The 25,537-nt window shown below is 40.2% G+C and carries 19 protein-coding genes and 2 pseudogenes; 19 read left to right on the top strand and 2 right to left on the bottom strand.

What is annotated here, in order from left to right; translation table 11 throughout:
• The first annotated feature begins 203 nt into the window (after nt 1-203).
• The 3 genes from FQ085_RS15620 to FQ085_RS15610 are packed head-to-tail and all read left to right on the top strand — an operon-like array spanning nt 204 to nt 4,905.
• Entirely contained in the window at nt 204-2,243 is a 2,040-nt protein-coding gene (locus FQ085_RS15620; RefSeq protein WP_149457099.1) for a glycosyltransferase family 4 protein, read from the top strand.
• Nucleotides 2,233-3,534: a glycosyltransferase gene (locus FQ085_RS15615; RefSeq protein WP_058386356.1), complete on the top strand. Its 1,302-nt coding sequence runs from the start codon at nt 2,233-2,235 to the stop codon at nt 3,532-3,534. The genes FQ085_RS15620 and FQ085_RS15615 overlap by 11 nt, the downstream gene beginning before the upstream one ends.
• 30 nt (nt 3,535-3,564) lie before the next feature.
• The gene (locus tag FQ085_RS15610; protein ID WP_071154646.1) at nt 3,565-4,905 is read left to right on the top strand and encodes a uracil-xanthine permease family protein; all 1,341 of its coding nucleotides are present in this window, start codon (nt 3,565-3,567) and stop codon (nt 4,903-4,905) included.
• A 44-nt stretch (nt 4,906-4,949) separates the two neighbouring features.
• On the opposite strand, the gene FQ085_RS15605 is transcribed toward FQ085_RS15610, so the two are convergent.
• On the bottom strand, nt 4,950-6,296 hold the full coding sequence (locus FQ085_RS15605; RefSeq protein ID WP_149457098.1) for an LLM class flavin-dependent oxidoreductase: 1,347 nt from the start codon (nt 6,294-6,296) through the stop codon (nt 4,950-4,952).
• 234 nt (nt 6,297-6,530) lie between these two features.
• Here FQ085_RS15605 and FQ085_RS15600 point away from each other — a divergent pair, with 234 nt between their 5' ends.
• The 4 genes from FQ085_RS15600 to FQ085_RS15585 all read left to right on the top strand — a co-directional run bounded on the left by FQ085_RS15600 (nt 6,531) and on the right by FQ085_RS15585 (nt 9,332).
• Nucleotides 6,531-7,046 carry an RNA polymerase sigma factor gene (locus FQ085_RS15600; protein WP_149457097.1) on the top strand — a complete coding sequence of 172 codons (516 nt, stop codon included), beginning with the start codon at nt 6,531-6,533 and terminating at the stop codon, nt 7,044-7,046.
• A complete protein-coding gene (locus FQ085_RS15595; RefSeq protein WP_188074765.1) occupies nt 7,030-7,962 on the top strand; it encodes an anti sigma factor C-terminal domain-containing protein in 933 nt (310 codons plus the stop codon). The genes FQ085_RS15600 and FQ085_RS15595 overlap by 17 nt, the downstream gene beginning before the upstream one ends.
• A gap of 15 nt (nt 7,963-7,977) precedes the next feature.
• Complete coding sequence (locus FQ085_RS15590; RefSeq protein WP_149457095.1) at nt 7,978-8,349, top strand: hypothetical protein; 372 nt, start codon at nt 7,978-7,980, stop codon at nt 8,347-8,349.
• Between the two features lie 83 nt (nt 8,350-8,432).
• Nucleotides 8,433-9,332: a mechanosensitive ion channel family protein gene (locus tag FQ085_RS15585; RefSeq protein ID WP_149457094.1), complete on the top strand. Its 900-nt coding sequence runs from the start codon at nt 8,433-8,435 to the stop codon at nt 9,330-9,332.
• Between the two features lie 139 nt (nt 9,333-9,471).
• Here the strand turns inward: FQ085_RS15585 and FQ085_RS15580 are convergent, their stop codons facing one another.
• Nucleotides 9,472-10,878: a DHA2 family efflux MFS transporter permease subunit gene (locus FQ085_RS15580; RefSeq protein ID WP_149457093.1), complete on the bottom strand. Its 1,407-nt coding sequence runs from the start codon at nt 10,876-10,878 to the stop codon at nt 9,472-9,474.
• A gap of 360 nt (nt 10,879-11,238) precedes the next feature.
• On the opposite strand from FQ085_RS15580, the gene FQ085_RS15575 reads away from it, so the two are divergent.
• From FQ085_RS15575 to FQ085_RS15520, 12 genes and pseudogenes are all read left to right on the top strand, one after another.
• Nucleotides 11,239-12,000, top strand: a complete 762-nt coding sequence (locus FQ085_RS15575; protein ID WP_149457092.1) for an SDR family NAD(P)-dependent oxidoreductase — start codon at nt 11,239-11,241, stop codon at nt 11,998-12,000.
• A 194-nt stretch (nt 12,001-12,194) separates the two neighbouring features.
• Nucleotides 12,195-12,770, top strand: coding sequence for a TetR/AcrR family transcriptional regulator (locus FQ085_RS15570; protein WP_149457091.1), 576 nt, complete (start codon nt 12,195-12,197; stop codon nt 12,768-12,770).
• A gap of 57 nt (nt 12,771-12,827) precedes the next feature.
• Nucleotides 12,828-14,156, top strand: coding sequence for an MATE family efflux transporter (locus FQ085_RS15565; protein WP_149457090.1), 1,329 nt, complete (start codon nt 12,828-12,830; stop codon nt 14,154-14,156).
• A 364-nt stretch (nt 14,157-14,520) separates the two neighbouring features.
• Nucleotides 14,521-16,239 (top strand): hypothetical protein, encoded by a 1,719-nt coding sequence (locus FQ085_RS15560; RefSeq protein ID WP_149457089.1) that lies wholly within the window; start codon nt 14,521-14,523, stop codon nt 16,237-16,239.
• The gene (locus FQ085_RS15555; protein ID WP_071154637.1) at nt 16,236-17,258 is read left to right on the top strand and encodes a membrane dipeptidase; all 1,023 of its coding nucleotides are present in this window, start codon (nt 16,236-16,238) and stop codon (nt 17,256-17,258) included. Before FQ085_RS15560 ends, FQ085_RS15555 begins: the two co-directional genes overlap by 4 nt.
• Complete coding sequence (locus FQ085_RS15550; protein WP_058386347.1) at nt 17,240-18,031, top strand: DUF3726 domain-containing protein; 792 nt, start codon at nt 17,240-17,242, stop codon at nt 18,029-18,031. The genes FQ085_RS15555 and FQ085_RS15550 overlap by 19 nt, the downstream gene beginning before the upstream one ends.
• Nucleotides 18,032-18,059: 28 nt before the next feature.
• Nucleotides 18,060-19,532, top strand: a complete 1,473-nt coding sequence (locus tag FQ085_RS15545) for an aldehyde dehydrogenase family protein (RefSeq protein ID WP_237150185.1) — start codon at nt 18,060-18,062, stop codon at nt 19,530-19,532.
• Nucleotides 19,533-19,627: 95 nt separating this feature from the next.
• Nucleotides 19,628-20,368, top strand: coding sequence for an IclR family transcriptional regulator (locus FQ085_RS15540; RefSeq protein ID WP_058386346.1), 741 nt, complete (start codon nt 19,628-19,630; stop codon nt 20,366-20,368).
• 19 nt (nt 20,369-20,387) lie between these two features.
• Complete coding sequence (locus FQ085_RS15535) at nt 20,388-20,831, top strand: RidA family protein (RefSeq protein WP_058386345.1); 444 nt, start codon at nt 20,388-20,390, stop codon at nt 20,829-20,831.
• 63 nt (nt 20,832-20,894) lie between these two features.
• Nucleotides 20,895-22,388: pseudogene (locus tag FQ085_RS15530) on the top strand (BCCT family transporter); the annotation flags it as partial.
• A gap of 337 nt (nt 22,389-22,725) precedes the next feature.
• Nucleotides 22,726-23,271 carry a GNAT family N-acetyltransferase gene (locus FQ085_RS15525; protein ID WP_149457087.1) on the top strand — a complete coding sequence of 182 codons (546 nt, stop codon included), beginning with the start codon at nt 22,726-22,728 and terminating at the stop codon, nt 23,269-23,271.
• Between the two features lie 550 nt (nt 23,272-23,821).
• Nucleotides 23,822-25,315, top strand: a pseudogene (locus FQ085_RS15520) (BCCT family transporter); the annotation flags it as partial.
• Nucleotides 25,316-25,537 lie beyond the last annotated feature (222 nt).

Genomic DNA, 25,537 nt, shown 5'->3' with positions numbered 1-25,537 from the left:
ATCACAAGTATTTTATCTTAAATTGTTCATGTTTCATTAAAGAAGAATATCCGAGAGGCCTTTCACTAAGTTAGTAAACTTACTGAAAGGCCTTTTTTGTTTCCTAAAACCACTCTATAATGACCAAACTTTATAGATAGATTAGTAGTTATGGGTATAGGGTATTGGAATACTGACCTACTAACGGTATTGGAGGGTGAAAAATGAATGAGTTTATTGAATTGAGAAATCATGTTTATGCGAATGAGAGTAATTATATGTATCCTCACCGGTTTTTAGATGATTACATAACTAAGAGCAAGAAAATAGATTTCGAAGAACGACTAGTGGTAAATCAAATTCAAAAGATCAAGCAATTAGGGCGAAAAAACAAGCTGGATGAAAAAGAACTAGGTGAATTGTTCTCTTTTTTGGGAGTACATTCCTATACAGATCGATTTGTCGTAGATACGGTTTTAAAGCTATTCACTGATGAGCTCAAGCCAATCATAGAGAAAATAACAACAGATTTCCTATCACAGCGACAATATAGCAGCCAACAGCTCTATCATGTTTTGGATGTTTGCATGGAATGCGATGTCGATCTATTAAGTGATGAGGATATTTTGTTTATGCTTCAGAAGTACAAACGGGATGCAGAACTAATCTCCAACTTACTGGACTATATGGATAGTTTTAAAAGACAGGGATTTAAAGACACTATATACGAATTAGTGACCGTGGATTATCCAGATAATTTAAAGATTCAAATGATCAATCTATTAGGGAATTTAGATTCAATGGAAACTGTGGATCAATCTTTCGTCAGGGAAAATATAATAAATGAGAAAAACAAAGTTTTTTATGATAGTTACATTCGCGCACTCGCTTCAGGTAGTGAGTTTGAAAAGCAAGGTATTTCGATTATGCAGTCCATGTTTTATGGAGATTTTGAAGATAGTGGAAAAGGAAACAACGGGGGATTAGCAGTATTATTAAAAAGCTTGGGTGAAGAGATATCAAAAGACAGTAGTGTGTCTCATGTATTTACGATTACCATCACTCAAGAATTAACGAAGCCCTTTATCAGCTCCTACGGCGACGACCATGTATTTATTCGGCTGCCAATCTATTTAGACCCATCTGTATCAGATCCGTTTATTAAAAGAGAGTTGTTTATTAAACGGTTTATAGGCAATTTTTTAAAGCAAGCAAAAATAAAGCCGGATGTTTTTCATATCCGATTTCTAGATAATGCTTCTAGAGCTGTTGCTCACTTAGCTAAAGAATTAACTAAAAAACTCGTATTCACATTAACGCCAGACCCACACCGAAACATGTTTGATGGATCTGGCCAATTAAAAGAACTGGGTTTTAACGAGCTTATTGAAAAGCTAAACAAGATAAAAATAGGTGATGAGTTAATAGATACAAGCGACGGAATAGTTGGGATAGGAAATGCAGCTGTCAAAAAAGAACTTGAGATGTATTTCCCTCAACTGACAGATGGAAAGATAAATAGAAGAATGAAAATGATAGGTGAAGGAATACAACTAGATCAATCAAGTGATATAGAGGGCGTGGAGAGCTATTCAGCTCGCTTTGCGGAGTTCAATAAAGCACATAAAGAATTTTTTGAAAGACCCGTGATCTTAAATGTAGGAAGACTATCTGTTTTAAAAGGACAAATCGAACTTTTAAAAGCGTGGTCAAAGTCTAAACTTTCGGAAACTCACAACCTCTTACTAATAGGAGGGGATCTAGAGAGACCAAACAAAGAAGAAAAAAGGGTGATTGATTTTTTTGAAGACTACGTAAAAAAGCATCCTCAATTCAAAGACAGGTTCATACACAAAGGTGCCATGTCGAATTTGGATATCCGGCTGCTTGAGGAGAATATCATGAAAAGAGATTTTGACTATCCTCATATTTACCTGTGCTCAAGTGTAAAAGAAGAATTTGGTATCGCTATTTTAGAGGCTATGTCCATGGAGTTTCTAACGCTAGGTCCTATAAAAGGGGGAGTTAAAAGTTATATGAGCAATGGGGAAAATGGGTTTTTAATCGATACGAGTAATTGGAAAACGATTGCCAAAGAAACAGAGAATCATCTTTACGATTCCAAAATGAATAAAGAAGAGTTTAAACGGATTCAAGCTGCAGGTCAAAAAACTGTAAGTGAAAACTTTTCCATTAACAAAATTTCAACTGAGTTTGTGTCGTTTTATTTAGCTGTAAAAGGAGAAGAAAACAATGAAGTATAAAAAAATCTGTTTTATAAGTCCCCCTTTCTATTCGCATTTTAACCCCTTGTTAGTGCTAGCAAAAAGTTTTCAAGAACATGGTGCAGAAGTGACAGTTGGTTGCAGTATAGAGTTCAAGGAAAAAATCTTGGAAGAGCATTTGAATTTTTATGAAATCGATATAAGTTCAAATAAAAATATAGGCGAAGGTGAACACACGATACAACCAGATACGGAGAGAATAAGATTAGAAGAGTTTTTTGAGTCGACAAAAAAAGGGGCAATCGAAACACTCATCACGCAGTCTCGTCATAGAAAGGCTGACATGCTTTATAACCCACAAGAGCTGGTCGATAAGATAAAGGCAATAGATGATTCACTAGCTGCGGACCTTTATGTGGTCGACATCTTATCTTATTCGGTTACGCTTAGCTTGTATGCTTTAGGTCTGCCTTTTATCACATTTTGTCCTCCCCATCCGAACACGATTCCAAAAGAAGGAGACTATTTTAATGTGCCGAAAAGCTGGCCTACAGCTATAGCGATCGAGGAAAAAGAGTTGAGGGGACTCGAACAGGTTTCGACACAAACTCAAAAAGAGTTTACTGAAGTTTTTAATAATCTTATCACTGAAAATAAGTCTGTTAAAAAAATTAGTAATGCTTTTAGTTTGGTCTCTGATATCGCTGTTATCTACAACTATTTTGATTTTAACAATAGTGAAAAAAATGAAGAACAACCAAAGAGAATATTTATAGGGAATTCATTCAAAGCAGCTACGTTAAATGGAGAATGGCTAGAAAAAATAGATACAAAAGAAAAGATCATCATGATCACTTTAGGAACTTTTTTATCGAATAGAAAAGATGTACTGGAAAAACTAATCCTGGGAGTCAGAGAAATTCATCCGAATGTTTTATTGATTGTTTCTGCAGGGAGTCATGCGGAAGAGTTAAAAAAATATCACTCACACAATACAATCATAGAAAGTTTTATCCCTCAAATTGCCCTTATGCCTTATGTCGACACAGTTGTCTTCCATGGGGGGTGCAACACCTTAACAGAAGCTATGTACTATGGAAAAGAAATGGTGATATTGCCATTTTCTAGTGATCAGTTTAACATAGCCTATGATGTTGAAAAGAACAAATTAGGAAGCGTCTTGGATCCAAACAACTTTAGCAAAGAAGAATTAGCGAATGCGTTTAATGATAGAGAAGAAATTTCTACAGAGAGTTTGCAGTATTGGAAAAGCATATCAAGAAAAAGAGGCGCGGACTATGCAGCAAAACAAATAGTGAAGGTAGACTAGAATACAAATGGAATTGAAAAGAGGTGTTTTATGAAAACAACAGTTGGCCATAAAGTGACGAACACAAACAAATACGATGTAGACGGCAGACCGCCATTAAAAGAAGCAATACCATTAGGGCTACAGCACATTTTTGCGATGTTTCTAGGGAATATTGCCGTTCCTATCATCATCGCAGGTGTAGTGGGCATTACAGGAGCTGATTTAACAATATTGGTTCAAAGTGCCATGATCATGGCAGGAGTGGCGACGATTATCCAGTGTTACCCCATATGGAAGGTTGGTGCAGGACTCCCAGTCGTGATGGGGACGAGTTTTGGGTTTCTCCCTACGAATATAGCAATAGCGAGCTCATATGGCATATCCGGATTATTAGGTGCCAGTCTGATCGGCGGTTTATTCGGCGGCACTTTAGGGTTTTTTATCAAGAAATTAAAACGCTTTTTCCCGAAAATTGTAACAGGTACAGTCGTTCTTACGATCGGTTTGTCGCTTTTACCTACAGGTATTACATCTATGGCTGGAGGAAGTGGATCTGAGAATTTTGGGTCAGCTAAAAACTGGCTGGTGGCTTTACTGGTTTTGGTCATTGTGATCTTTCTAAATAGATATGCAAAAGGGATGGCTAAAACCTCTTCCATTTTAATCGGTATCGTTGTTGGGTATATCGTGGCTTTACCACTAGGCATGGTTGAGTTTTCAGCCATAAGAGAAGCCTCATGGTTTTCAATTCCAACCCCTTTTTATTTTCCGATGGAATTTTACTGGGGAGCGATTCTTCCTATGTTAATTATGTTTATCGTTACATCTGTTGAGACAGTTGGCGATGTGACAGCCATTACGAATGGAGGAGCAGACAGAGAACCTACGTCTGATGAACTTTCGGGTTCAGTAATAGCGAATGGGCTTACCTCTTCTCTAGCAGCAGTTTTTAACTCGTTGCCAAACACGTCTTTCAGTCAAAATGTTGGAATGATCGCATTTACAAAAATAATGAGTAAATACGTCGTAGCCGTTGGCGCTGTGTTTTTAATATTGGCTGGTCTTATTCCTAAGATTGGAGCGCTTATCTCTACCATGCCACCAGCCGTTATTGGCGGCGCCACCGTCATTATTTTTTCTCAAATCACATTAACCGGTATAGACATTTTGACGTCAGAGCCTTTAAACGAGAGAGCAAAGATTATCATTGGATTATCTTTAGTATTTGGACTCGGATTAAGTCAAGTACCCGATGCCATGAATGCATTTCCAGACATTATTCAACTATTATTTGGACAATCCGGAATAACAATCGCTTGTTTTGTTGCGATTTTGTTAAACTTAGTCATTCCAGAGGATTCAATAGAAAAAGACGCAGAGCTAGAATAAAAGAAGCCTCTTAAAAATTCATTGAATTTTTGAGAGGCTTCTTTTTATACGTTTACGCGCATCCGGTCGTCTTTGGATTTTGCAGCAAGAATATTCTCCGTATAAGGCAACTCCAAATGATCCCGAAGTGTTGTCCCTTCGTATTCCGTTCGGAAAATCCCACGCTCTTGTAGAATCGGCACCACGTGATCGACAAATGCTTCGAGTTCGCTTGGCAAATTGGCAATGATCATAAAGCCGTCTGCTGCGTGTTGGTCGTACCACGATTCGATTAAATCAGCGATGTGTTCGGGTGTTCCCATAAAAGGAGTGCGCGGTGTAGCTTCTCTTAAAGCTACTTGACGCAAGCTTAAGTTTTCCTCGCGTGCTTCAGCTTTAATGCGATCGGTATCGCTTTGGAAACTGTTTTTGCCGATAGCGCCGAGTTCCGGAAACGGTTCGTCTAGTGGGTAGTGAGAAAAGTCATGGTGTTCAAACAGCCGTCCTAAAAAGGCGAGTGCTTGTTCAATTGTTACTAAACTCGCCAGTTCTTGGTGTTTTCGTTCGGCTGCTTCGTTTGTGTCGCCAATAATTGGACTGATGCCTTGTAAGACCAGCACGTCATCCGGATGACGACCATTCAAGCGGGTTTGTTCTTTGATGTCTTGATAATACTGCTTGGCTTGTTCGACTCTAGGCATAATCACAAACACCGCGTCTGCTTGTTGTGCAGAAAAGGCAATGCCGTCTTTAGAAGAACCGGCTTGGAAAATGACGGGCTGACCTTGCGGCGAACGGCCAATATTCAACGGGCCTTGTACAGAAAAGAACTCGCCTTGATGATTCAAGGCATGCAATTTGGTCGGGTCAAAAAATTGACCCGACGCTTTATTGCGAATAAACGCATCATCGTCCCAAGAATTCCATAAGCCTTTTATGATTGTCATAAATTCAGCAGCCATCCGGTAACGCTCAGCGTGACTTGGATGATCGCTTACTTTTTTGCTGAAATTTAGCGCGGTTTTTTCCAGTCCAGACGTTACTGCATTCCACCCGGCTCGTCCTCCGCTTAACAGATCAAGTGAAGCAAACTGTCGTGCTGCTGAAAAAGGTTCGCTATACGTAGTCGATAATGTACTAACGAGTCCGATGTTCGACGTGACCGCAGCAAGTGCAGAAAGAATCGTCAGTGGTTCAAAGCGATTCAAGTAATGAGGATTTGATTTTTCGTTGATGTACAAGGCATCTGCAATAAAAACAAAATCAAACTTTCCACGTTCTGAAGTTTGGGCTTGCTGTTTATAAAAGGCAAAACTGACACTGGCATCTGACGGCATACTCGGATGACGCCAATCGGAAATCTTCTCGCCGACACCGTGAATCATCGTTCCTATTTTTAACTGCTTTCTCATATGGATTATCCCCTCAGCGGTCATATTACACACTATAACCATTCATTGTCTTTGATTATCGTATGTGTTGCGGTTTGTGTCAAGACAGGTGTCGCGTAAAGCTGTTTAGTATCTTGAATTTTTCCTTTAGGCGGAACTAGTCGAGACTTTTTTTAAAAGAGTGGAAAAGATGTGTATACTTTTAATGAAACGCTGCGTCTTATGGGTAGTTAACTAGAAGAAGTAGGTGGCCACTTGCAAACTCAAACAATTGAGGATTTGTACCGGGAAAAATCGCGTCTTATATTTCGGTACCTACTCAAAATTGGGTGCTCGAAACAAGATGCAGAAGATATTGTACAAAATTCATTTTCAAAAGCAGTAGAGCATATGATTCATATGGAGGTGGCTAATCCTTCAGCATGGTTGTTTAAGGTTTCTATAAACGATTATTATAATCTATGCCGGAAAAAGAAGCGGTATCCGAATGTGCAAATCGACGAAACCTTCTTTGAAAATATGCACAGTACCGAGGAAGCCGGTGAACAACGCCTAATAAGACATGAAAACAAACAGGAGATTGAAGCTGTATTGGAACAATTGCCTTCTGCACAATCCAATTTACTTCTTTTGAAATACGAGCTTACTTTATCATATGAGGAAATAAGTGATCTTTTAGATGTTAAAGTCGATACGATTCGAACGACGCTTTATCGCTCACGTAAGAATTTTAAACAGAAATGGAGTGAGTTTATTGAAAAAAAAGGATGAATTGGACGAGTTATTTGCTTTTGAAAACAATAAGCAAGACCTTGTTGCAGAGGCGAAAAGAAAAAGTACTGTTCGTATGACATTCATTAGCGGACTCGTCTCGCTCTTCGTCCTAATACTGATTGTATTGATCAAATTACAAGTGACGCCTTGGTTACTAGATAGAGAATTGGCCGCACAAGAAGTTTATTTTGACGTATACGGTGCGAATCTATTTATTGGACCGTGGGAAGAGTCGATTCGACTTCTAGACAGCGAGGCGACAGCACCGCAATATAAATTGGTAGACGGGCAGCCTGTATACCTAGGTGAAATCTCCAATTCTTCAAGGAATAGAGAAGTGTACCTGTCACCGAACGACTATGAAACCTACAATTACTCGGGTGAGAAGGTCATGAATTTTATCCATCCAGCAACGTCCATTACGCACGTGCCAATGGATGTTATGAAGTTGGATATGTTTAATGACCAACAAAAAATCGAAATGGGAATTTCATTTGATCAGCCCTATTCATTAAGTGAAGTCGAAGCGATGTTGCCTGAAGAAAGCGTACTTCAATGGGCATGGGTTGATGTTTATACAGATGAAGAGGTCAAAGGAAACGAACCAGCGAGAGTGTTTACAGAAAATGAAGTAATCGGGTTTTCAATGGTGGACGAAGCAGGAACCGTATTGGAAAGTCCGGTTGAAAAATTTATGGAATCTGTTGTGTATGGGAAAAACCATAGAGGACCCTATAAACAAGGGATGGAAGAAATCTACGAACAACTTAAACAAAAAGATGAGGTAGAGGAAACAACAATCAAAATTGTGGGTGCAGTAGTCGTCGGAAAAAAAGAAGAGCTTCAGCAATTTCAAAACGAACCGCGTGTTCGAGCATCGAGCATCGGCGCAGTCATCAATCAATTCAATTAAAAGGAGAAGAAAATAATGAACAAAACAATACAATGGGTTATTTGGGCAATTGTCTTAGTTGCGATTAATATACCAACAATCTCATTCGCTTCATTTTCGCTTTTTGGAACAGCAGAAGAAACCCGTATTTTTTCGATGGATTACGTAATTGCTGGACTTGTGCTAATTTTAGGCAATATTATTGTCATTCACCTATTTTTAGCGATACGCAGAAATCATTTTTTAAGCTTTATTTATGGATTACTTGTTGCCGTTGCAGAAGCAGTAGGACTTTACGTATTCATTGGTACATTTAATGCAATTTTCTTAACTATAACGGGTATCAGCATTGTTGCAGCAATTATCTTATTGATTTATGAACTCAACTTACACAAATCCCGTCAATAGGATTTCTTGTTTTTATCTTCTTAGAACCCACGCTCCTAGTTGAGGTATACTACTAGTACGAATTGACCGAGGAGCGTGAAACGATGCCGGATTTTCTAAAAGATTATTTTACTGATCTATCGGAAGGCTTATTCTCAACGTTGAATACACCAGATGCTTATTTCAATAAAATCGCGCTGACGGTTATTGTGGTTGTGCTGGCTGCACTTTTTTATTTTTTGGTAAAGAAACTGCTGACACGCAATGAAGCGGATTTTAAAAAACGACTCAAGTCTCAGAAAGTCTTAAAAAGCGGCGTGATGGTACTCGCCATTCTTTCTATCTTATTTATTTGGATTCAGGCAATCAATGCACTGATCTTAATTGCGCTGCTGATTGGTGTTTTTTTGGCCTTTATGGTGAGAGGACTTACGACAAATATTACGGCGTATTTTGTCATTAAGTATTGGAAGTATTTCGAGATTTCTAACCGAATAGAAATCAATGGCATCATTGGAGATGTCATTGATATCACCCCGATAAACCTTAAGTTGCTAGAAGTACGGGGCGGACTATCAGCTGATGCCAACACAGGAAGAGTGATCAAGTTGCCAAACAGCATTATTTTCAACGAATCTCTTGAAATTGTTGGAGGCAAAAATTCCTTCGTATGGCAAGAAATCAGCTACGTTCTTTCTTTTGATAGCGATTGGCAAGCCGCTGAGAAGATGATAACCGAAGCAGGCGAAACGTATTTCGAAGAACAAGTACAGCATCAATTGAAAAAAGATATTCTTCATTTGTCAGAACAACAAGCAGCCTTGCGTCCGGTGTTCTCAGTAGATACGAATGATGCGGGAATTGTATTAGTATTACGCTATCTCGTTGATTACCAACACGGCACGCAGGTGAAAACAGAATTACAACGCAAGATTTTGCCGCAATTAATAAGCTGTTCAGCTATCGAATTTGCGGTTTTGGAAGTGAAGGTGTTTCGTGGGTAAGTTGGCGTGAGCGCCATAAAAATAGGTACTAGACCAAATAAACTCAATGGGAGACGATAGCCCATTCCGATAAAATATAAAAATTCTCCGACGCATATGTGTGTCGGAGAATTTTTAAGTGGAGTAACCGATTCATCGATTATTGGATTGATTTCTTGTCGCGAATAGCAAAAGACAATAGTAAACCGAATGCAGCGACACTCCCTGCTACGATGAAAGCAACGTTCACACCGTGAATCGCATCAGCTACAGAGCTACCGCTTGCCGCAGTAACGGTAATGGTCACGAGTACAGCTGTTCCAATCGCTCCTGAAATTTGGCGGAAGGTGTTATTCATTGCTGTACCATGAGAAATTAGGTGAAGGGGCAATTGGTTCAAGCCAAGTGTTGTAGATGGCATCATCACCATTGCGATACCAAGCATCCGAATGGCGTTTAACGTTGCTAAATACGCAAAGGTTGTTTCTTGTGAAAGATTGGCAAAGAAAAACGTTGTAACTGTCAAAATGGCAAAACCAATACGCAATAACCATTTTGCTCCGTATTTATCAAACAACGCACCGGTTACAGGATTCATGACGCCCATAACAATCGCCCCTGGCAACAACATCAGCCCAGAATGCAAGGCGTTAAAACCAAGGAGATTTTGCATGAAAAGTGGCAAAATAACGGTTGTTGCAATCATTGAAGCAAATACGATCATACCAAGCGCTGTAGCCAGTGAGAAAATGCTGTACTTAAATACACGAAATTCAAGGATAGGTTCTTCCAGTTTTAACTGCCTCGTGATAAACAAGTACAGCGTAACCGCACCGACTAAGAGCGAAATGAGTACATTCGGGCTAAGCCAACCGACGTTCCCTGCCACACTAAAGCCGTAAAGAAGACCACCGAATCCAAATGTCGAAAGGACAATCGATAAATAATCCATTTTCGGATTGGTTTGTTCGGTTACGTTTTTTAGTAAAAAGTAAGCTGCGACAATAATAACAATCGCAATCGGTAACACGACATAAAATACACTGCGCCACGGATAATGGTCAACTAGGTAACCCGATAAACTCGGTCCGATCGCAGGTGCAAAGGCAATGATTAAACCAAACATACCCATCGCTTTGCCGCGTTGCGAAACAGGGAAGATTAAAAACAAAATGGTTTGCAAGAGTGGCATCATAATTCCGGCACCCGCACCTTGCAACATACGTCCTATTAACAAAAACGTGAAGTCAGGAGAAACGGCTGCGACGAGCGTACCTGTCGCAAATATGCCCATCGCGGTCAAAAACAAACTGCGCGTCGTAAACTTACCGATTAAAAACGCGGTGATGGGAATCATAATGCCGTTGACCAGCATGAAAATAGACTGCAACCATTGAACCGTACTTTCACTAATCTGAAGATCTTTCATAATCGGTGGTAATGCCGTAGCAAGAAGTGTTTGGTTTAGAATGGTGATAAAAGCACCTGATAGCAACACAGCTAACAGCGGAATGTATTTTTTTAAATCGAATGATTGAGACGTATCGACAGTTTGTGAATGAACCATTATTTTATGAACACCTCTCTAGTTGGGTTGTGAACCTTTGTATAAAGCTGTTGGAATCTAAAGTCGACTTGCTTTTAAAAACGAAGAACAGTTATCTATACCCTAATTTTCTCGTTTGATGCCACGAGGTGTGGATGTTTTCTACTACCGCTTTACCCGCAGTTATATAGAAGAAAATAGAAGGAAAACGAATAATTATTCATTCAACTTGATTGTAGAATTTCAGAACAATGAACCTAACTTCATACCTATTACTTCGTATTAGTTGCCTATTGAATCGGAAGATTTTAAAGCAAAAGAAGGATAAAAATAAAGTATACAGAATCATTAGAATGTATGGATAAAAAAGGAGGAATTGGTTTGGGTACTCTAATGATGGATAAGGTAGGAATTATTACCGCAGCGGGGAGTGGACTTGGAAGAGCGAGTGCACTTGCGTTTGCCGCAGAAGGTGCAAAAGTGGTCGTCTCTGATATTAATGAAGAAGGCGGTAAAGAAACAGTGCGACAAGTCGTAGAGGCAGGTGGCGATGCAATTTTCTTACGATGCAACGTTGCAGATGAGCAAGAAGTAATCGATCTTGTGAAGCAAACGGTCGAACATTATGGCCGCTTGGATTGGGCACATAATAACGCTGGCATTGGCGCGCCATCTTTGCCGATTGCCGAAACGAAAACAGCCGACTGGGACCGTTGTATACAAATTACGCAAACTAGTTTGTACTTTTCATTAAAACACCAAATTCCGGCTATGCTCGATTCTGGTGGAGGAAATATTGTAAATACCGCCTCTACATCAGGTCTGATCGGATCAGAAAACTTAGCAACGTATAGTGCTGCAAAGTGGGCGGTCAATGGACTGACGAAATCAGTCGCGCTAGAATATGCGAAAAAAGGAATTCGCGTCAATTCAATTTGTCCAGGGATGACGCTAACTCCTGCTGTAGAGTCGTGGGCAAAAGAAGTACCTGACCAAGCAAAATACGTAGAAAATGATATTCCGCTTGGTCGCATGGCCCTCCCGGATGAACAAGCACAAGCGGCGTTATGGCTTTGTTCAGATCGATCTTCATACATCACGGGTGTCAATTTAGCAGTAGACGGTGGTCAAACTGCAAAATAACCAACTAACGCAGCTCGGCTAGTGCAACTAATCTCAGTACAAAACCTAATCCTCCTATGGATTAGGTTTTTTGAATCCCTCGAATACGAGGAAATGGCTTGGAGGCTTTTTTATAGACACAAGTTACAGATTATACTATTGTTAAACCAGGAAAACTAAAAAAGTTTTTAAAGTTTTCTGAGGAGGAGAATATATTGAAAGCACGAATCATACAAGCATTTATTGAGGAAACACGTTACAACGGGATCAAATTCACGATGGATGAGCTGGCAAAGCGCCTGGGCATAAGTAAGCGCACATTATACGAAAATTTTTCATCGAAAGTGGATATTCTTGATGCCATTATTGACAGTACACTTAATGAATTTGACTATCAGACTCGGCAAATAATCGATAACACAGATTGGACGCTTGCTGAAAAGATTAAAAAAACCATTGCTGTTTTACCGAAATACAATGAATTTTACGATTTGCGCATTCTGGAGCAATTAAAACGCACCTATCCTGAACAGTGGGAGCGCGTAAATCGGGAGTTCAACCAGTGGGATGATATTAAGGGGCTTCTTGAAGAAGGTATTCGAACAGGGATTGTTAAGGATATAAACATCGACTTGTTGATCAGAGTGATTATAGAGGCTTCCAACATTACACTGGATAAACATTTCTTTTTAGTACATAGCATTACGGTAACAGAATCAGTTGAAACAATTGTGGACGTATTATTGACCGGAATTTTAACTGGAAAAAAGGGTGAATGTCCTAATTCGTGATATACCACCCCCTTTTATGTTGGTAACGTAATGCTTAGGTGAGGATTTGAATTGGTTATGGAAGAGAAACAAATAACAAATAGATTGGACATGGAATCAGTAGGAAAGTCTTTCTTGAGGTACTTAATTCCGTCGATTGTTGGAATGTTGCTGATGGCTGTTAATATTGTTGCTGACGGGATTATGGTCGGTAACAAGTTAGGACCTATCGCTTTGGCTGGTGTCGGAATTGCGGGACCCGTATTCACTATTTTTGTAGCGATGTCCTTATGGATTGGTATTGGTGCTGCGACTCGATATTCGGCAATGATGGGTGCAAAACGTCCAGATCAAGCACGGATCATTTTTTCACATGCGATCACCTCTATCTTTGTCTTAACGATCATCATTGGACTGACTGCCTTTATCTTCAGAACAGAACTTGCTTATTTACTAGGTGCGAATGTGGATACGTTTGAATATACATCCGATTACTTGAACGTTATGTTGCTGTTTGGATTCGTCTTTACCGTAGAAAACACTTTTAGTATTTTAGTGCGAAATGATGGAGGTCCTAATACAGCAATGATTGCGCTGATTTCTACGTCAGTGGTCAATATCATATTGAACTATGTGTTTTTATTTATACTAGATTTTGGCGTAAAAGGTGCAGCTTTTGCAACGATACTTGGTGGACTTGTTGGTTTAGTGATTCTCAGTACGCATTTTTTTAGAAAAAAAAGCAACTTACGTTTGGTACGTTTCAAGTTTGATCAGAAGCTTACTCTTCTTATATTAGCGGTTGGGTTTCCAAGTTTTCTTGCAGAAGTCGGAATTTCAGTTTTTACGATTTCTCATAATCTTACCTTTAAATATCTTGCTGGAACTGTGGGTGTATCAGCTTTTACCATTTTGAACTATGTTCACAGTGTGATGTTGTTGTTATTTCTCGGAATGGGTGCTGCTATCCAACCGTTGATCAGTTATTACAGCGGAGCCAAGGATGAACAAAAGATAAAGCAAACGATACGTCTGGCAATAGCTACATCTCTAGCAGCGGGTATCTTCTTTATGCTCATTGGTCAATTTGCAGCAACTCAGATTGTCAGCTTGTTTGGTGACTTCCCAGAAGAAGTGCTGGCGCTAGCGGTATCGGGCATTAAACTATTCTTTATCGCCTATCTCTTTATGGGAACAAACTTTGTCATGATGACTTATTATCAATCTATTGGACATATTCGAATGGCGACCTGGATTACTGCAGCACGCGAAATGATTGTTTTGCTAATCTTGCTGATGATTATGCCTCGACTATTTGGATTGACGGGTGTCTGGCTCGCGATTCCAACGTCCGAATTTATCGTTCTTGTGACAATTTACTACTATCATAGAAAATGGCATAGCTAAGAGTTGATTTTGATGATATTTAGATCGTGTTCGACTTTACAGTTAGCTAAAAATATATTAAAAGAGAGAAACCTTAGCGTATTTGGGTTCTCTCTTTTTTTTGCATAGTGAAAATAGGAAGTGCTGAAATCACATAAAATAGAACTGGATTACTAGTTTCTCAAATGAAGGAGCGGAAGCTTGGTATCACTCAAATAGGAGTATAGAATATAAAAAAAATTTGAACATTTCGTATTATTTTATACGAAATGATTGACAGAGTATTCAAACGGAATTATGATAAATGGAGTGATTCGGAAATGCATCCCGTTATTCGGAATTATATAAAAGTGCTGTAGGAGTAGAAAGATGGAGGATGGTTATTATGGTCAACCGAGCGATTGAAAATTGTGATGCACTTAGACCTGCATCTGAAGTAATGCAAATCCAAAGACTAGGAGTTATGCGCTCAACCAGTCTCAGTTTTTTACGAATTATGTTCCGCAAAATGATGCGCGAAGCTTGGGATATTAAACAAACATTATTCGATTTAGATAACGATGGCTACGGGGAAGCTTTATATAAAATTACAACTCCGCAAGGACATTATACGTTTGTTGCCTTGTCACGAGAAATTAGTGATGAAGTTCGAAGTGATCGTGTCATTTCAGAACGATGGGATATCACGTTCGCATTGTGTGAAGGCGAAGTTTCCGAAAAGAAATTAAAAAAAATGAAGCAAGAACTTCCAAAACAAGAAATGGGCAGAGGCGATGTAACGGATCTCGTTTGGTCAAGAGCTAATAAAAGTCAGCGTGTTTTCAAGCACGTTGTGGAAGCGCTATCAAAAGGAGAACAGCCAGACTTAAATATCCTATACGAAATTGGCTACTTGTTCAGAACGACAGCGGTTTATGGTAATGGCAAGTTTGGCATTGCGCCTTATGAAAAAGTAAAAGAACATCATACATTCAGCGGTGCATTTCAAGCGCAAATGTTCGCGGTGTATATGTTGCGTCATTTCAGCTTTGAAATGGTTGAACACATCGCGCGCAAACGGAATCCACAAGCGGCTCAACTGGGAGTAGAGGCAAAAAGATTAGTAGGCACAGGGAATGCAACGGGCCTTGGAATGGTTCCTTATGTGATTTCGCATCCAAAACTTCTTAACCAGTGGATGATGATTCGAGAAACGGCATTGGCGTGTGCAAAACAAAAAAACCCTTCACCTGAAGATTATAAGCGTTTCATTCGCAACTTAGATCGGGTTCATCACTTCTTTGAAAGTGCACCTATTCCGCACACATTGTTTTTTGAAAATCCGAGACACTTAGCTAATGAAGTCGAAGCCATTTTAACGTTAGTAAAAGATAGTAGTGAAACAGCAATTCGTTCAGGAGGCAATACTGAACAGACTTGGGTGCAACTGACGGACCGAGTAAAAGAGCAATTTACTGTCGAAGCACAAGAACTTATTAATTCTCAACTAATCGAGTTATATCCAGAAATTATTGTAGACTTGGAGCAACAAACAAATGCAGATGATCGCATTCTCCTAGTACCTGAAATGACGATTGGAGCTCTGCGTTCAATTATTAAAAAGCAGTACGAGTGGGTATTCCAATATGATTTCAGTCAACCCGAGCAAAAACATTATTTCTGGTATCGATCAGTCGAAAAAGAAGAACCTCGTCTAGGTGAACACGGAGTCGATCCCGGCGCTGAACTCGCAATGCCGATGAATATCGCCGAGCAAGTTCAACAACTCACAGCAGAACTAGCAACGTGTGAAGATGAGCAGTCAGTTGCGTTATTTTTATTTGAAAAGCCAGAATTAAGAGGAATTGTTAGAAGAATTCAATCTCTTGAAGGATTACCGTATGGCGAAGTACAAGCGAATTTAACAGGGGCTGATTTACTGCCAGTGTACTTGTTGCGATGTAAGCTAGCCATTTTTGGAGCAGAACGATTTGATCCGAAGTCGAATCGGTGGGTTCGCATTACATTATTCCAAGGTGCTCCATTAGTTGAAGAAATCGGAACCTCTGCATTTAATGATGATTGGTTCTATCCATTATTACCAAATTCGGAGGAGATCAAATGACGATTGATATAAAAGACATGATGGTTATAGACGCACTGGAACTAAGTAAATGGGACCGAGATTTTGTAGTGATGCTGCAAAAGGGTGGCGTTACGTGTGTGCATGCTTGTGTTGGATTGTGGGAGAATGCTCGTGAAACTTTGACCAAAGTGGCGGAATGGCATCGATTCTTTGCGGATCACAACGACCTAGTAATGGCTGTAAAAACAGGAGAAGATATTGCTACAGCGAAGCGTATCGGAAAACTGGGCATCATTCTTGGTGCACAAAATACATCTGCTTTAGAAGATGAACTGGGATTAGTATCGGTATTCAATCAACTTGGTGTGAAAATTATGCAATTAACATACAATAATCAAAATCTTGTCGGCAGCAGCTGTTATGAAGAAACAGATCCTGGTCTTTCAAGATACGGCAAGAACGTCATTGCCGAGATGAACCGCGTTGGAATGGTCATTGATTTGTCCCACGTGGGCAACAAAACATCATTAGACACACTGGCATTATCAAGTCGTCCAGTTGCGATTACCCATGCTAATCCAGATTGGATTTACCCAACAAAGCGTAACAAGTCAGAAGAAATTTTAACGGCATTACGTGACAATAAAGGCGTGCTTGGTGTGTGTGCTTATCCTCACTTGATCAACGGAGCAGGTACAACTTTAGAAGAGTTTTGCGATATGATTGCACGCACTGCAGATTTCATGGGCATTGATCACATCGGAATTGGAACCGATTTGACGCATAACATGTCTGTTGATTTTCTGGCATGGATGAGAATGGGAAGGTGGACGCATGAAATCGAGTATGGTGCGGGTTCAAAAGAAAATCCAGGTTGGCCGGATTGGCCAGAATGGTTCCAAACGCCACTTGATTTCCCGAATATTGTTCAAGGGTTATCTGCTCGTGGCATGACGTTTGATGAAATTTCTAAAATTATGGGTGGCAACTGGTACCGTTTCTTCGACGAAGGGTTTAAGGCGCAGAAGGAGTTGGTGACATGCGTGTCTCTCACATAGAATTATATACGCATTGCAAAAAAATCTTTCAAGCGTGTGGAGTTCCTTACGGATACGCAGAAGAAGGGGCAGAAACCGTTGCAAATGCCGAGTTTCTTGGGTTATATGGATTGCAGCAATTATCAGATGAGTTGCCAAACTTACAAAGCCAACTAGAAGAATTGAAAATAGTAAGTGAAACAGCGCAACTGACAGTGATAAATGGTGGCAAACAAAGTGGAATGTTACTCGGAAAAGCGTGCGCAGATTACGTAATTGCGCGTTTGCAAAATCAACAATCAACCGCTGTGTGCATTAAACAAACGACTCCGTCACGCGTACTGGCGCAGCAAGCTATGTATATGTCGAAAAAAGGACTGGGAAGCATCATTTTGTATAAGTTAAGAGGTCATTCGTCGCTCATTATCGCGTCACCAAGTATGGAGTTTCCGGTGATGATTCATAAGCGAAACAATGCGGACATAGTGGAAATAATCAATAAACAATTGAGGCTTACTGGAGACAAAGCGCTCGTATTGCCGGAAACCTTTACAGACTTTTTCATGTTCGGAACAAAGTCTATAGAAGCCATAGATCAATTGATTGAGCAATTCGAACAAACCATCGACCCATCTTGCATTATCACAACAACTGAGGATTTCGAACAAAAATGGATTTCTTCATGGGAAAACGGCGCAGAAATCAACAAAGAATTGTGGATGGATTTAAACGAAACGGGCAAGCGAATGTTAGTCGAATCAACAGACCAATCCCGATCGCATGGAGCGGGCTAAACCATATAACAGCTGGAGGAGATTGTAAATGATGACAGTAAAAAATGAAGTACGCGTGTTAAAGAACTTTATCAATGGTGAATGGGTAGAAACATCAGGAACAGATATGCTTGAAATTAGAAACCCTGCAAACAAAGATGAAGTTGTGGTAAACGTTCGTCAGTCTAACGAAAAAGACGCGCAAGCAGCTATTGAAGCGGCAGCAGCAGCATTCCCAGCATGGAGTAAAACACCCTCTCCTGCAAGAGGCGAATACTTATTCAAAATTGCAGCGATCATGGAAGCAGAAGCAGAAGAAATTGCTCGAATCATTGTTCAAGAAGAAGGTAAAACATACGCAGATGCATTTAAAGAAGTGAATTACGCAGCAGGCATCGTGAAGTTTTATGCAGGTGAAGGACGCCGCATGACAGGACGTATCATTGAATCGGATATGGCGGGCGTTCAAATTGAATTACACAAAGAAGCACTAGGTGTTGTATTAGTCGTAACACCATGGAACTTCCCATTGTCGATTCCAGCTTGGAAAATTGCGCCTGCTATTTTGAGCGGCAATACAGTTGTGTTAAAAGCTTCTTCTGAAACGCCATTGACGGCACAGAAATTTATGGAAATTGTTGAAAGAGCGGGTGTACCTTCAGGTGTCGTAAACCAATTAGTGGGACCGGGTCGCCTTGTAACGGAGATGATCAATCATCCTGCAGTTAAAGCCATTACATTTACAGGATCAAATCGTGTAGGAAACTTAATTTACGCAGAAGCCGCAAAAGAAATGAAACGTGTCTTGCTTGAAATGGGTGGCAAAAATCCATTGATCGTGATGGAAGATGCCGACGTGGATGCAGCAGTCGCACTTGCCGTAGCTGGTGGATACGGTCAAACGGGGCAAGCCTGTACAGCAACGAGTCGTGTAGTTATTCACAAAGACATTCGTCAAGAGTTTACGGATAAATTAGTGGCGAAGTCAAAAGAAATCAAAATAGGTAATGGCATGGATGAAGGCGTTACAATGGGCCCCCAAGTAAGTGAAGGAGAGCGTCAATCTACATTAGATCTAATTCAGAAAGCAATCGATGAAGGCGGCGAAGTATTAACGGGTGGCGGAATTCCAGAATTTGCAGGGTCAGACAAAGGATTTTTCGTTGAACCAACGGTTATCGGTAGTGTAAAATCAGCGATGACCATTGCACAAGAAGAAGTATTTGGTCCTGTTATTAGCATTATTGAAATTGACTCAATTGATGAAGCAATTGAAGTAGCAAATGACGTGGCATTTGGTTTGTCAGCTGCTATTTGCACGAAAAACTTAACATACATGAACCGTGCACTTAGCGAAATTCAAGCCGGAATTGTCAAAGTGAATATGACGACAACAGGCACATTCTTCCAAGCACCATTTGGCGGCTACAAGCAGTCAAGCACAGGCACATATAAAGAGCTAGGCAGCGAAGCCGTTGAGTTTTATTGCCAAAACAAAACACGTTACATTAACAGTAACTAAGTAAAGAGTAGCAGCAGGGAAGGATGCAGCCTTCCCTTTCTATTTTACTAATTTGCATGTAACATAATGAGTCATAATAGAGTGCAAAGGAGTATATGAATGTGAAAAAAACACCGGAAGTATCAGCAACAGTAGTACGTGCCATATCAATTATTAATTATTTGAATGAAGGATCAGGTTCAAAAGGTGTCGGGGAAATTAGTAAAGACTTAGGGCTATCAACGACAATTGTTCATCGCTTGTTAACAACATTAAAAATTGAGGGCATGGTTTTTCAAGATCCTCGCTCTAAATTATATTCTTTAGGAACTGTATTTTTAGATTACGCCAATAAAATCTTAACGGAAGTGCCAATTGCCCCTGTGGTTGAACCGTGGCTGTTGTCGCTACGCAACGAAACAGAAGAAACAGTTGGATTTTATATGCCAACAGGTCAAATGCGCATCTGTGTATTAGAGTATGAAAGTCAGCAAGAAATCAGACGTTCAGTTGGAATGGGCAAACGGTTACCGATTCATGTCGGTGCAAGCGGACGGGCGATTCTTGCATTTCAGTCAACTGAATTACAAGAGCGTGTGCTGTCAACACGCCCACCAGAAGAAAGAAGTCGAATCGAGCAATTGCTTGAAGAAACAAGAAATCAAGGATATGCAACAAATGAAGAGGAAATTACGACCAATGTAGCAGCGATATCGGCACCGGTATTTGATCCGCAACACCGCGTCATTGGTGCAATCTCTATATCCGGCCCACTTTTTAGATGGAACCGTAAAACGATGGAGCCACATATCTCGAATTTATTAGCTGCAACAAAAGAAATTGCATACTCACTTTAAAAAGGGCAAGGTGATCCAGATGAAACCAGAAGAGAAATTAAAAGAACTAGGATTAGCGTTACCTGAAAAACGTGCAAAAGGTGGGAATTACATTTCTTGTGTTCGAACAGGAAATTTACTGTTTTTATCCGGTTCACTTTCTTATGATGTAATTGGCAAAGTAGGCGATACCTTAACAATTGAAGAAGGCTATGAAGCTTCAAGACAAGCGATTTTATTTGCGTTAACGACGATTAAAGAAGAAGTTGGAGAATTATCAAAAGTGAAGAAATTCGTCAAATTACTCGGCATGATCAACACGGCTTTCGATTTTACGGGTCAGGCAAAAGTTATGAACGGCGCATCAGACTTATTGGTTGAAGTGTTTGGTGAAGAAGTTGGCACGCATGCGCGAACTGCAGTTGGCATGATGTTGCCGCGCGGAGCAGCTGTTGAAATTGATATTATCGTTGAAGTGGAGTAAAGTTTCTCCACTTTTTTTAAAAAGTAAGCGGTTACAACATATGCGGATAGAGGAGGTTTTATTTTGAACAAATATGGATCTAGAACAGACTGGCCTGTACTGCTAATTAGTGGGGGGTTACTCGTTGCTTTTGTACTTGCGGCATTTATCAATGTAGATTTTGTATCAAATATGGTCAACCAATCTTTCGCATTTGCCGTAAAATACTTCGGATCATTTTGGCAAATATTGCTGTTAGGAACGTTTTTTATTGCACTTTTCCTCGGCTTCTCAAAATACGGCAACATTCGTTTAGGAGGTCTCAAAAAGCCGGAAGTTGCTTATTTTAAATGGATTGCCATGATTATGACGACGTTACTAGCAGGTGGCGGGGTATTTTGGGCCGCTGCTGAACCGATGTACCACTTTCTTGATCCTTCCCCTAATTTTGCTGGGGCAAGTGTAGTGGGCGGTACAGAGAGCGCTGTTATTCCTGCATTTGCACAATCTTACTTGCACTGGGGCTTTCTTGCGTGGTCGATTCTCGGAACACTTGGAACGATTGTATTGATGTATGCACATTACCAAAAAGGCATGCCATTAAAGCCGCGTACTTTGCTGTACCCTTTGCTTGGTGAAAAAATCATGAAAAATAGTGCACTTGGGACGATTATTGATGCGTCTGCAGTCATTGCTGTAGCAGCAGGAACGATTGGACCAATTGGGTTTCTCGGCTTGCAAGCCGCTTACGGAATGGAAGCGTTGTTCGGGGTACCTAACATTTTATTGACACAAGTAATCATTATCATTGCTGTAGTCGTTATCGCTACGATATCAGCTGTTACAGGATTGCGTAAAGGAATCCAATTTCTCAGTAATTTAAATGTCATCATCACGCTAATCCTAATGGTTGCGATTTTGCTACTGGGTCCAGGTGGATTTATTTTTGATACATTTCTCGCGGCATCAGGCGTTCACCTTCAAGAATTCCTTGCCATGAGTACGTTCCGTGGAGATTCGGTTTGGTTAGGATCTTGGACCATTTTTTTCTGGGGCTGGTTCCTTGGCTATGGTCCAATGATGGCGATCTTTATTTCAACGATTACCCGGGGACGTACGATTCGTGAATTGATTTTGGCGGTGTCCATTATCGCACCAGTCGTTACGGCATTTTGGTTTACGGTCGTTGGAGGTACGGGGATGTTTTATGAACTAGCTCAGCCAGGCGTTATTTCGGAGGCATTGAATGCATCAGGTACACCAGCTGCCATGGTAGCGATTACACAACAATTGCCACTGAGTACATTCATAGCACCGCTATTCCTGCTAGTTACCATTTTGTTCGTTGTCACGACTGCGGACTCGATGGCTTATACCATTTCAGTTGCCATAACAGGAGACGGCCATCCGCCAAAATCGATGCGTGTGTTCTGGGCAATTATTATGGGGGCAGTAGCGATTGTGCTGTTAATGATTAGTGAAGGCGGGATCCAAGCGATTCAATCGTTTATTGTTGTTACAGCAATTCCGGTTTCCTTGTTGTTACTACCGACCTTTTGGGCTGCTCCAAAGGCAGCGAAAATCATGTATGAAGATCAGTTTGGAAAAGAAGTTAAAGAGAAGAAACCAGTGACAATAGCTGATGAACTGACTGCAAGTTCATTAGAAGACTAAGAAAGCTAGAAGTCTCAATGGATTCGCATATGTTAGTTAGCAATGTGCATTGCATCAAAAGGCCGTTCATCCAGTAGTGGATGAACGGCCTTTTGAATGTTGTATTCACTACTACTTATATTGAAGTTCGGCTACTCGTTATTGAGGTATAGTAAGAGTGTTGGTTTAAAAGTGAGTGTAACACGAGAATTTTTTTTTGGAAGGTTAGTGAAACGTTTGCCAAACTTTGTAATCACCATCTTTGACAGAGCAGTTAACGAATAGAAAGAAGGAAGTTATAGTGACCTATGCCATACGGAGTGCACAGCCAGAAGACGGTACGAAAATTGTTGAGTTTTATAATAGAGTTGGCGGAGAGACAGACTATTTGTCTTTTGGTCATGATGAGTATTCCCTGTCTGCGGAGAGCCTGACACAAGCCATTGTACAAATGAAAAAATTCAAAGGTACTTGTATGTTTCTTGTAATAGAAGGAAAAGAGATTTTGGGGATCGGCACAATTGATTCTAGTTCTAAGCCTAGGTATCGCCATGTGGGAACACTGGGTATTGTGATTAGTCAGTCACATACAGGAAATGGACTTGGCCGCGTATTGATGAATACTTTAATCGATTGGGCTAAGACAAATGGACAAACCGAAAAAATTTCACTCGTCACGCGTGCAGATAATGAGCGTGCCATCGCACTTTATAAGAAAGTAGGGTTTGAGCAAGAAGGCACTTTTTATCGAGACGTCTATGACGGCGAACGTTATTACGATAACTTGTCCATGGCACTTTATTTATGAGGATAAAAGTCTCTAGCACAAAAGCGTGTTAGAGACTTTTTGAATGTATTTACTAATAAAAGGAGCGGAAATGGTTTTAAGTAGAATTTAAAGGATAAACAAAAGAGAAACAAGCTAATGTTCAGAGATAACTACTTGGTTTTGGGCGTTTGTATGATAGAACTTCCGTAAAAAGGATGTTAACTGAATCTATCTCTTCAATTCATACTGTAAGTGATGAAAGAGTTGGTAAATTGTGTGTATATCATATACAATTGTATACTTATTGCAAAAAACCTTTCAAGTGAAAAGTTCTTTCTTTCTATGCAAAGTAAGAGTGAAAACAATTGAAACGATTACTGTTTATGGAGGTACAGCTTATCATATTTGCCAGGTCAATTGTCTAGTACACAGGATCAACAAAAGTAGATGAAAACAAAAATGGATGGTTGTTTAGACACTTGTGTACAGCAGATGCTGTCGCTTGCGGCAACTATTAAAATGGATATCATAACCAAACAACAGCTAGAAATATGTATGTAGATTTTATGCGGATAAAGGAGGTTTTATTTTGAATAAATATAGATCGAGAACAGACTGGCCTGTACTGCTAATTAGTGGGGGGTTACTCGTTGCTTTTGTACTTGCATCATTTATCAATGTAGATTTTGTATCAAATATGGTCAATCAATCTTTTGCATTTGCTGTTAAATATTTCGGAGGATTTTGGCAAGTGCTATTTTTAGGAACGTTTTTTATTGCACTTTTCCTTGGGTTCTCAAAATACGGCAACATTCGTTTAGGGGGTCTTGAAAAGCCGGAAGTTGCTTATTTTAAATGGATTGCCATGATTATGACGACGTTACTAGCAGGTGGTGGGGTATTTTGGGCCGCTGCTGAACCGATGTACCACTTTCTTGATCCTTCCCCTAATTTTGCTGGGGCAAGTGTAGTAGCTGCTACAGAGAGTGCTGTTATTCCTGCATTTGCACAATCTTACTTGCACTGGGGCTTTCTGGCATGGTCCATTCTCGGAACGCTTGGAACGATTGTGTTGATGTATGCACATTACCAAAAAGGCATGCCGTTAAAGCCGCGTACTTTGCTGTATCCTTTACTCGGTGAAAAAATCATGAAAAATAGTGCACTTGGGACGATTATTGATGCGTCTGCAGTCATTGCTGTAGCAGCAGGGACAATTGGACCGATTGGGTTTCTCGGCTTGCAAGCGGCTTACGGAATGGAAGTATTGTTTGGAATTCCGAATAACTTGTTAACGCAGGTAATTATTATTATTGGTGTAGTGATAATCGCTACAATTTCGGCTATTTCAGGTTTACGTAAAGGGATCCAATTTCTTAGTAATTTAAATATTATTATTACACTGATCTTAATGGCTGCGATTTTGATACTAGGACCAGGTGGTTTTATCCTCAATACATTCCTGGCGGCGACAGGCGTTCATCTTCAAGAATTTCTTGCCATGAGTACGTTCCGTGGAGACTCAGTGTGGTTAGGTTCTTGGACCATCTTTTTCTGGGGTTGGTTCCTTGGTTATGGTCCAATGATGGCGATCTTTATTTCAACGATTACGCGCGGACGTACGATTCGTGAATTGATTTTAGCAGTGTCTATCACAGCACCAATCGTCACGGCATTTTGGTTTACGGTTGTTGGAGGTACGGGGATGTTTTATGAGCTAGCCGAACCAGGCATTATTTCGGATGCTTTGAACACTTCGGGTATGCCAGCTGCGATGATGGCCATTACACAACAATTGCCACTCGATTCATTCATTGCACCGTTGTTCTTGTTGGTTACCATTTTGTTCGTTGTCACGACTGCGGACTCGATGGCCTATACCATTTCAGTTGCGATAACAGGAGACGGTCATCCGCCAAAATCGATGCGTATTTTCTGGGCAGTTATTATGGGGGCAGTAGCAATTGTGCTGTTGATGATTAGTGAAGGGGGAATTGAAGCGATTCAATCGTTTATTGTTGTTACAGCAATTCCGGTTTCCCTGCTTTTAGTGACAACTTTTTGGTCTGCTCCAAAAGCAGCAAAAGTTATGTATGAAGATCAATTTGGCAGAACTGCTAAATTGAAAAATAGAGCAGTAGTCAGTAAGAAAACAAAAGATAATTCACTAAAAGACTAAGTTCATGCTCATCTTGTTAACGGATGTATGTTGAAAAACACACTAGAAATAACTACTCAAACAGCCAGCAACGGATCATCCGTTGCTGGCTGTTTTTTTGTCAAGAAAAAGCAAAAGGGTAGATAT

The sequence above is a fragment of the Planococcus sp. ANT_H30 genome (assembly GCF_008369335.1).
GTDB classification, from domain to species: domain Bacteria; phylum Bacillota; class Bacilli; order Bacillales_A; family Planococcaceae; genus Planococcus; species Planococcus kocurii.
The sequence above is the reverse complement of the archived record's forward strand: the minus strand, read 5'-3'. Positions and strand labels throughout refer to the sequence as shown.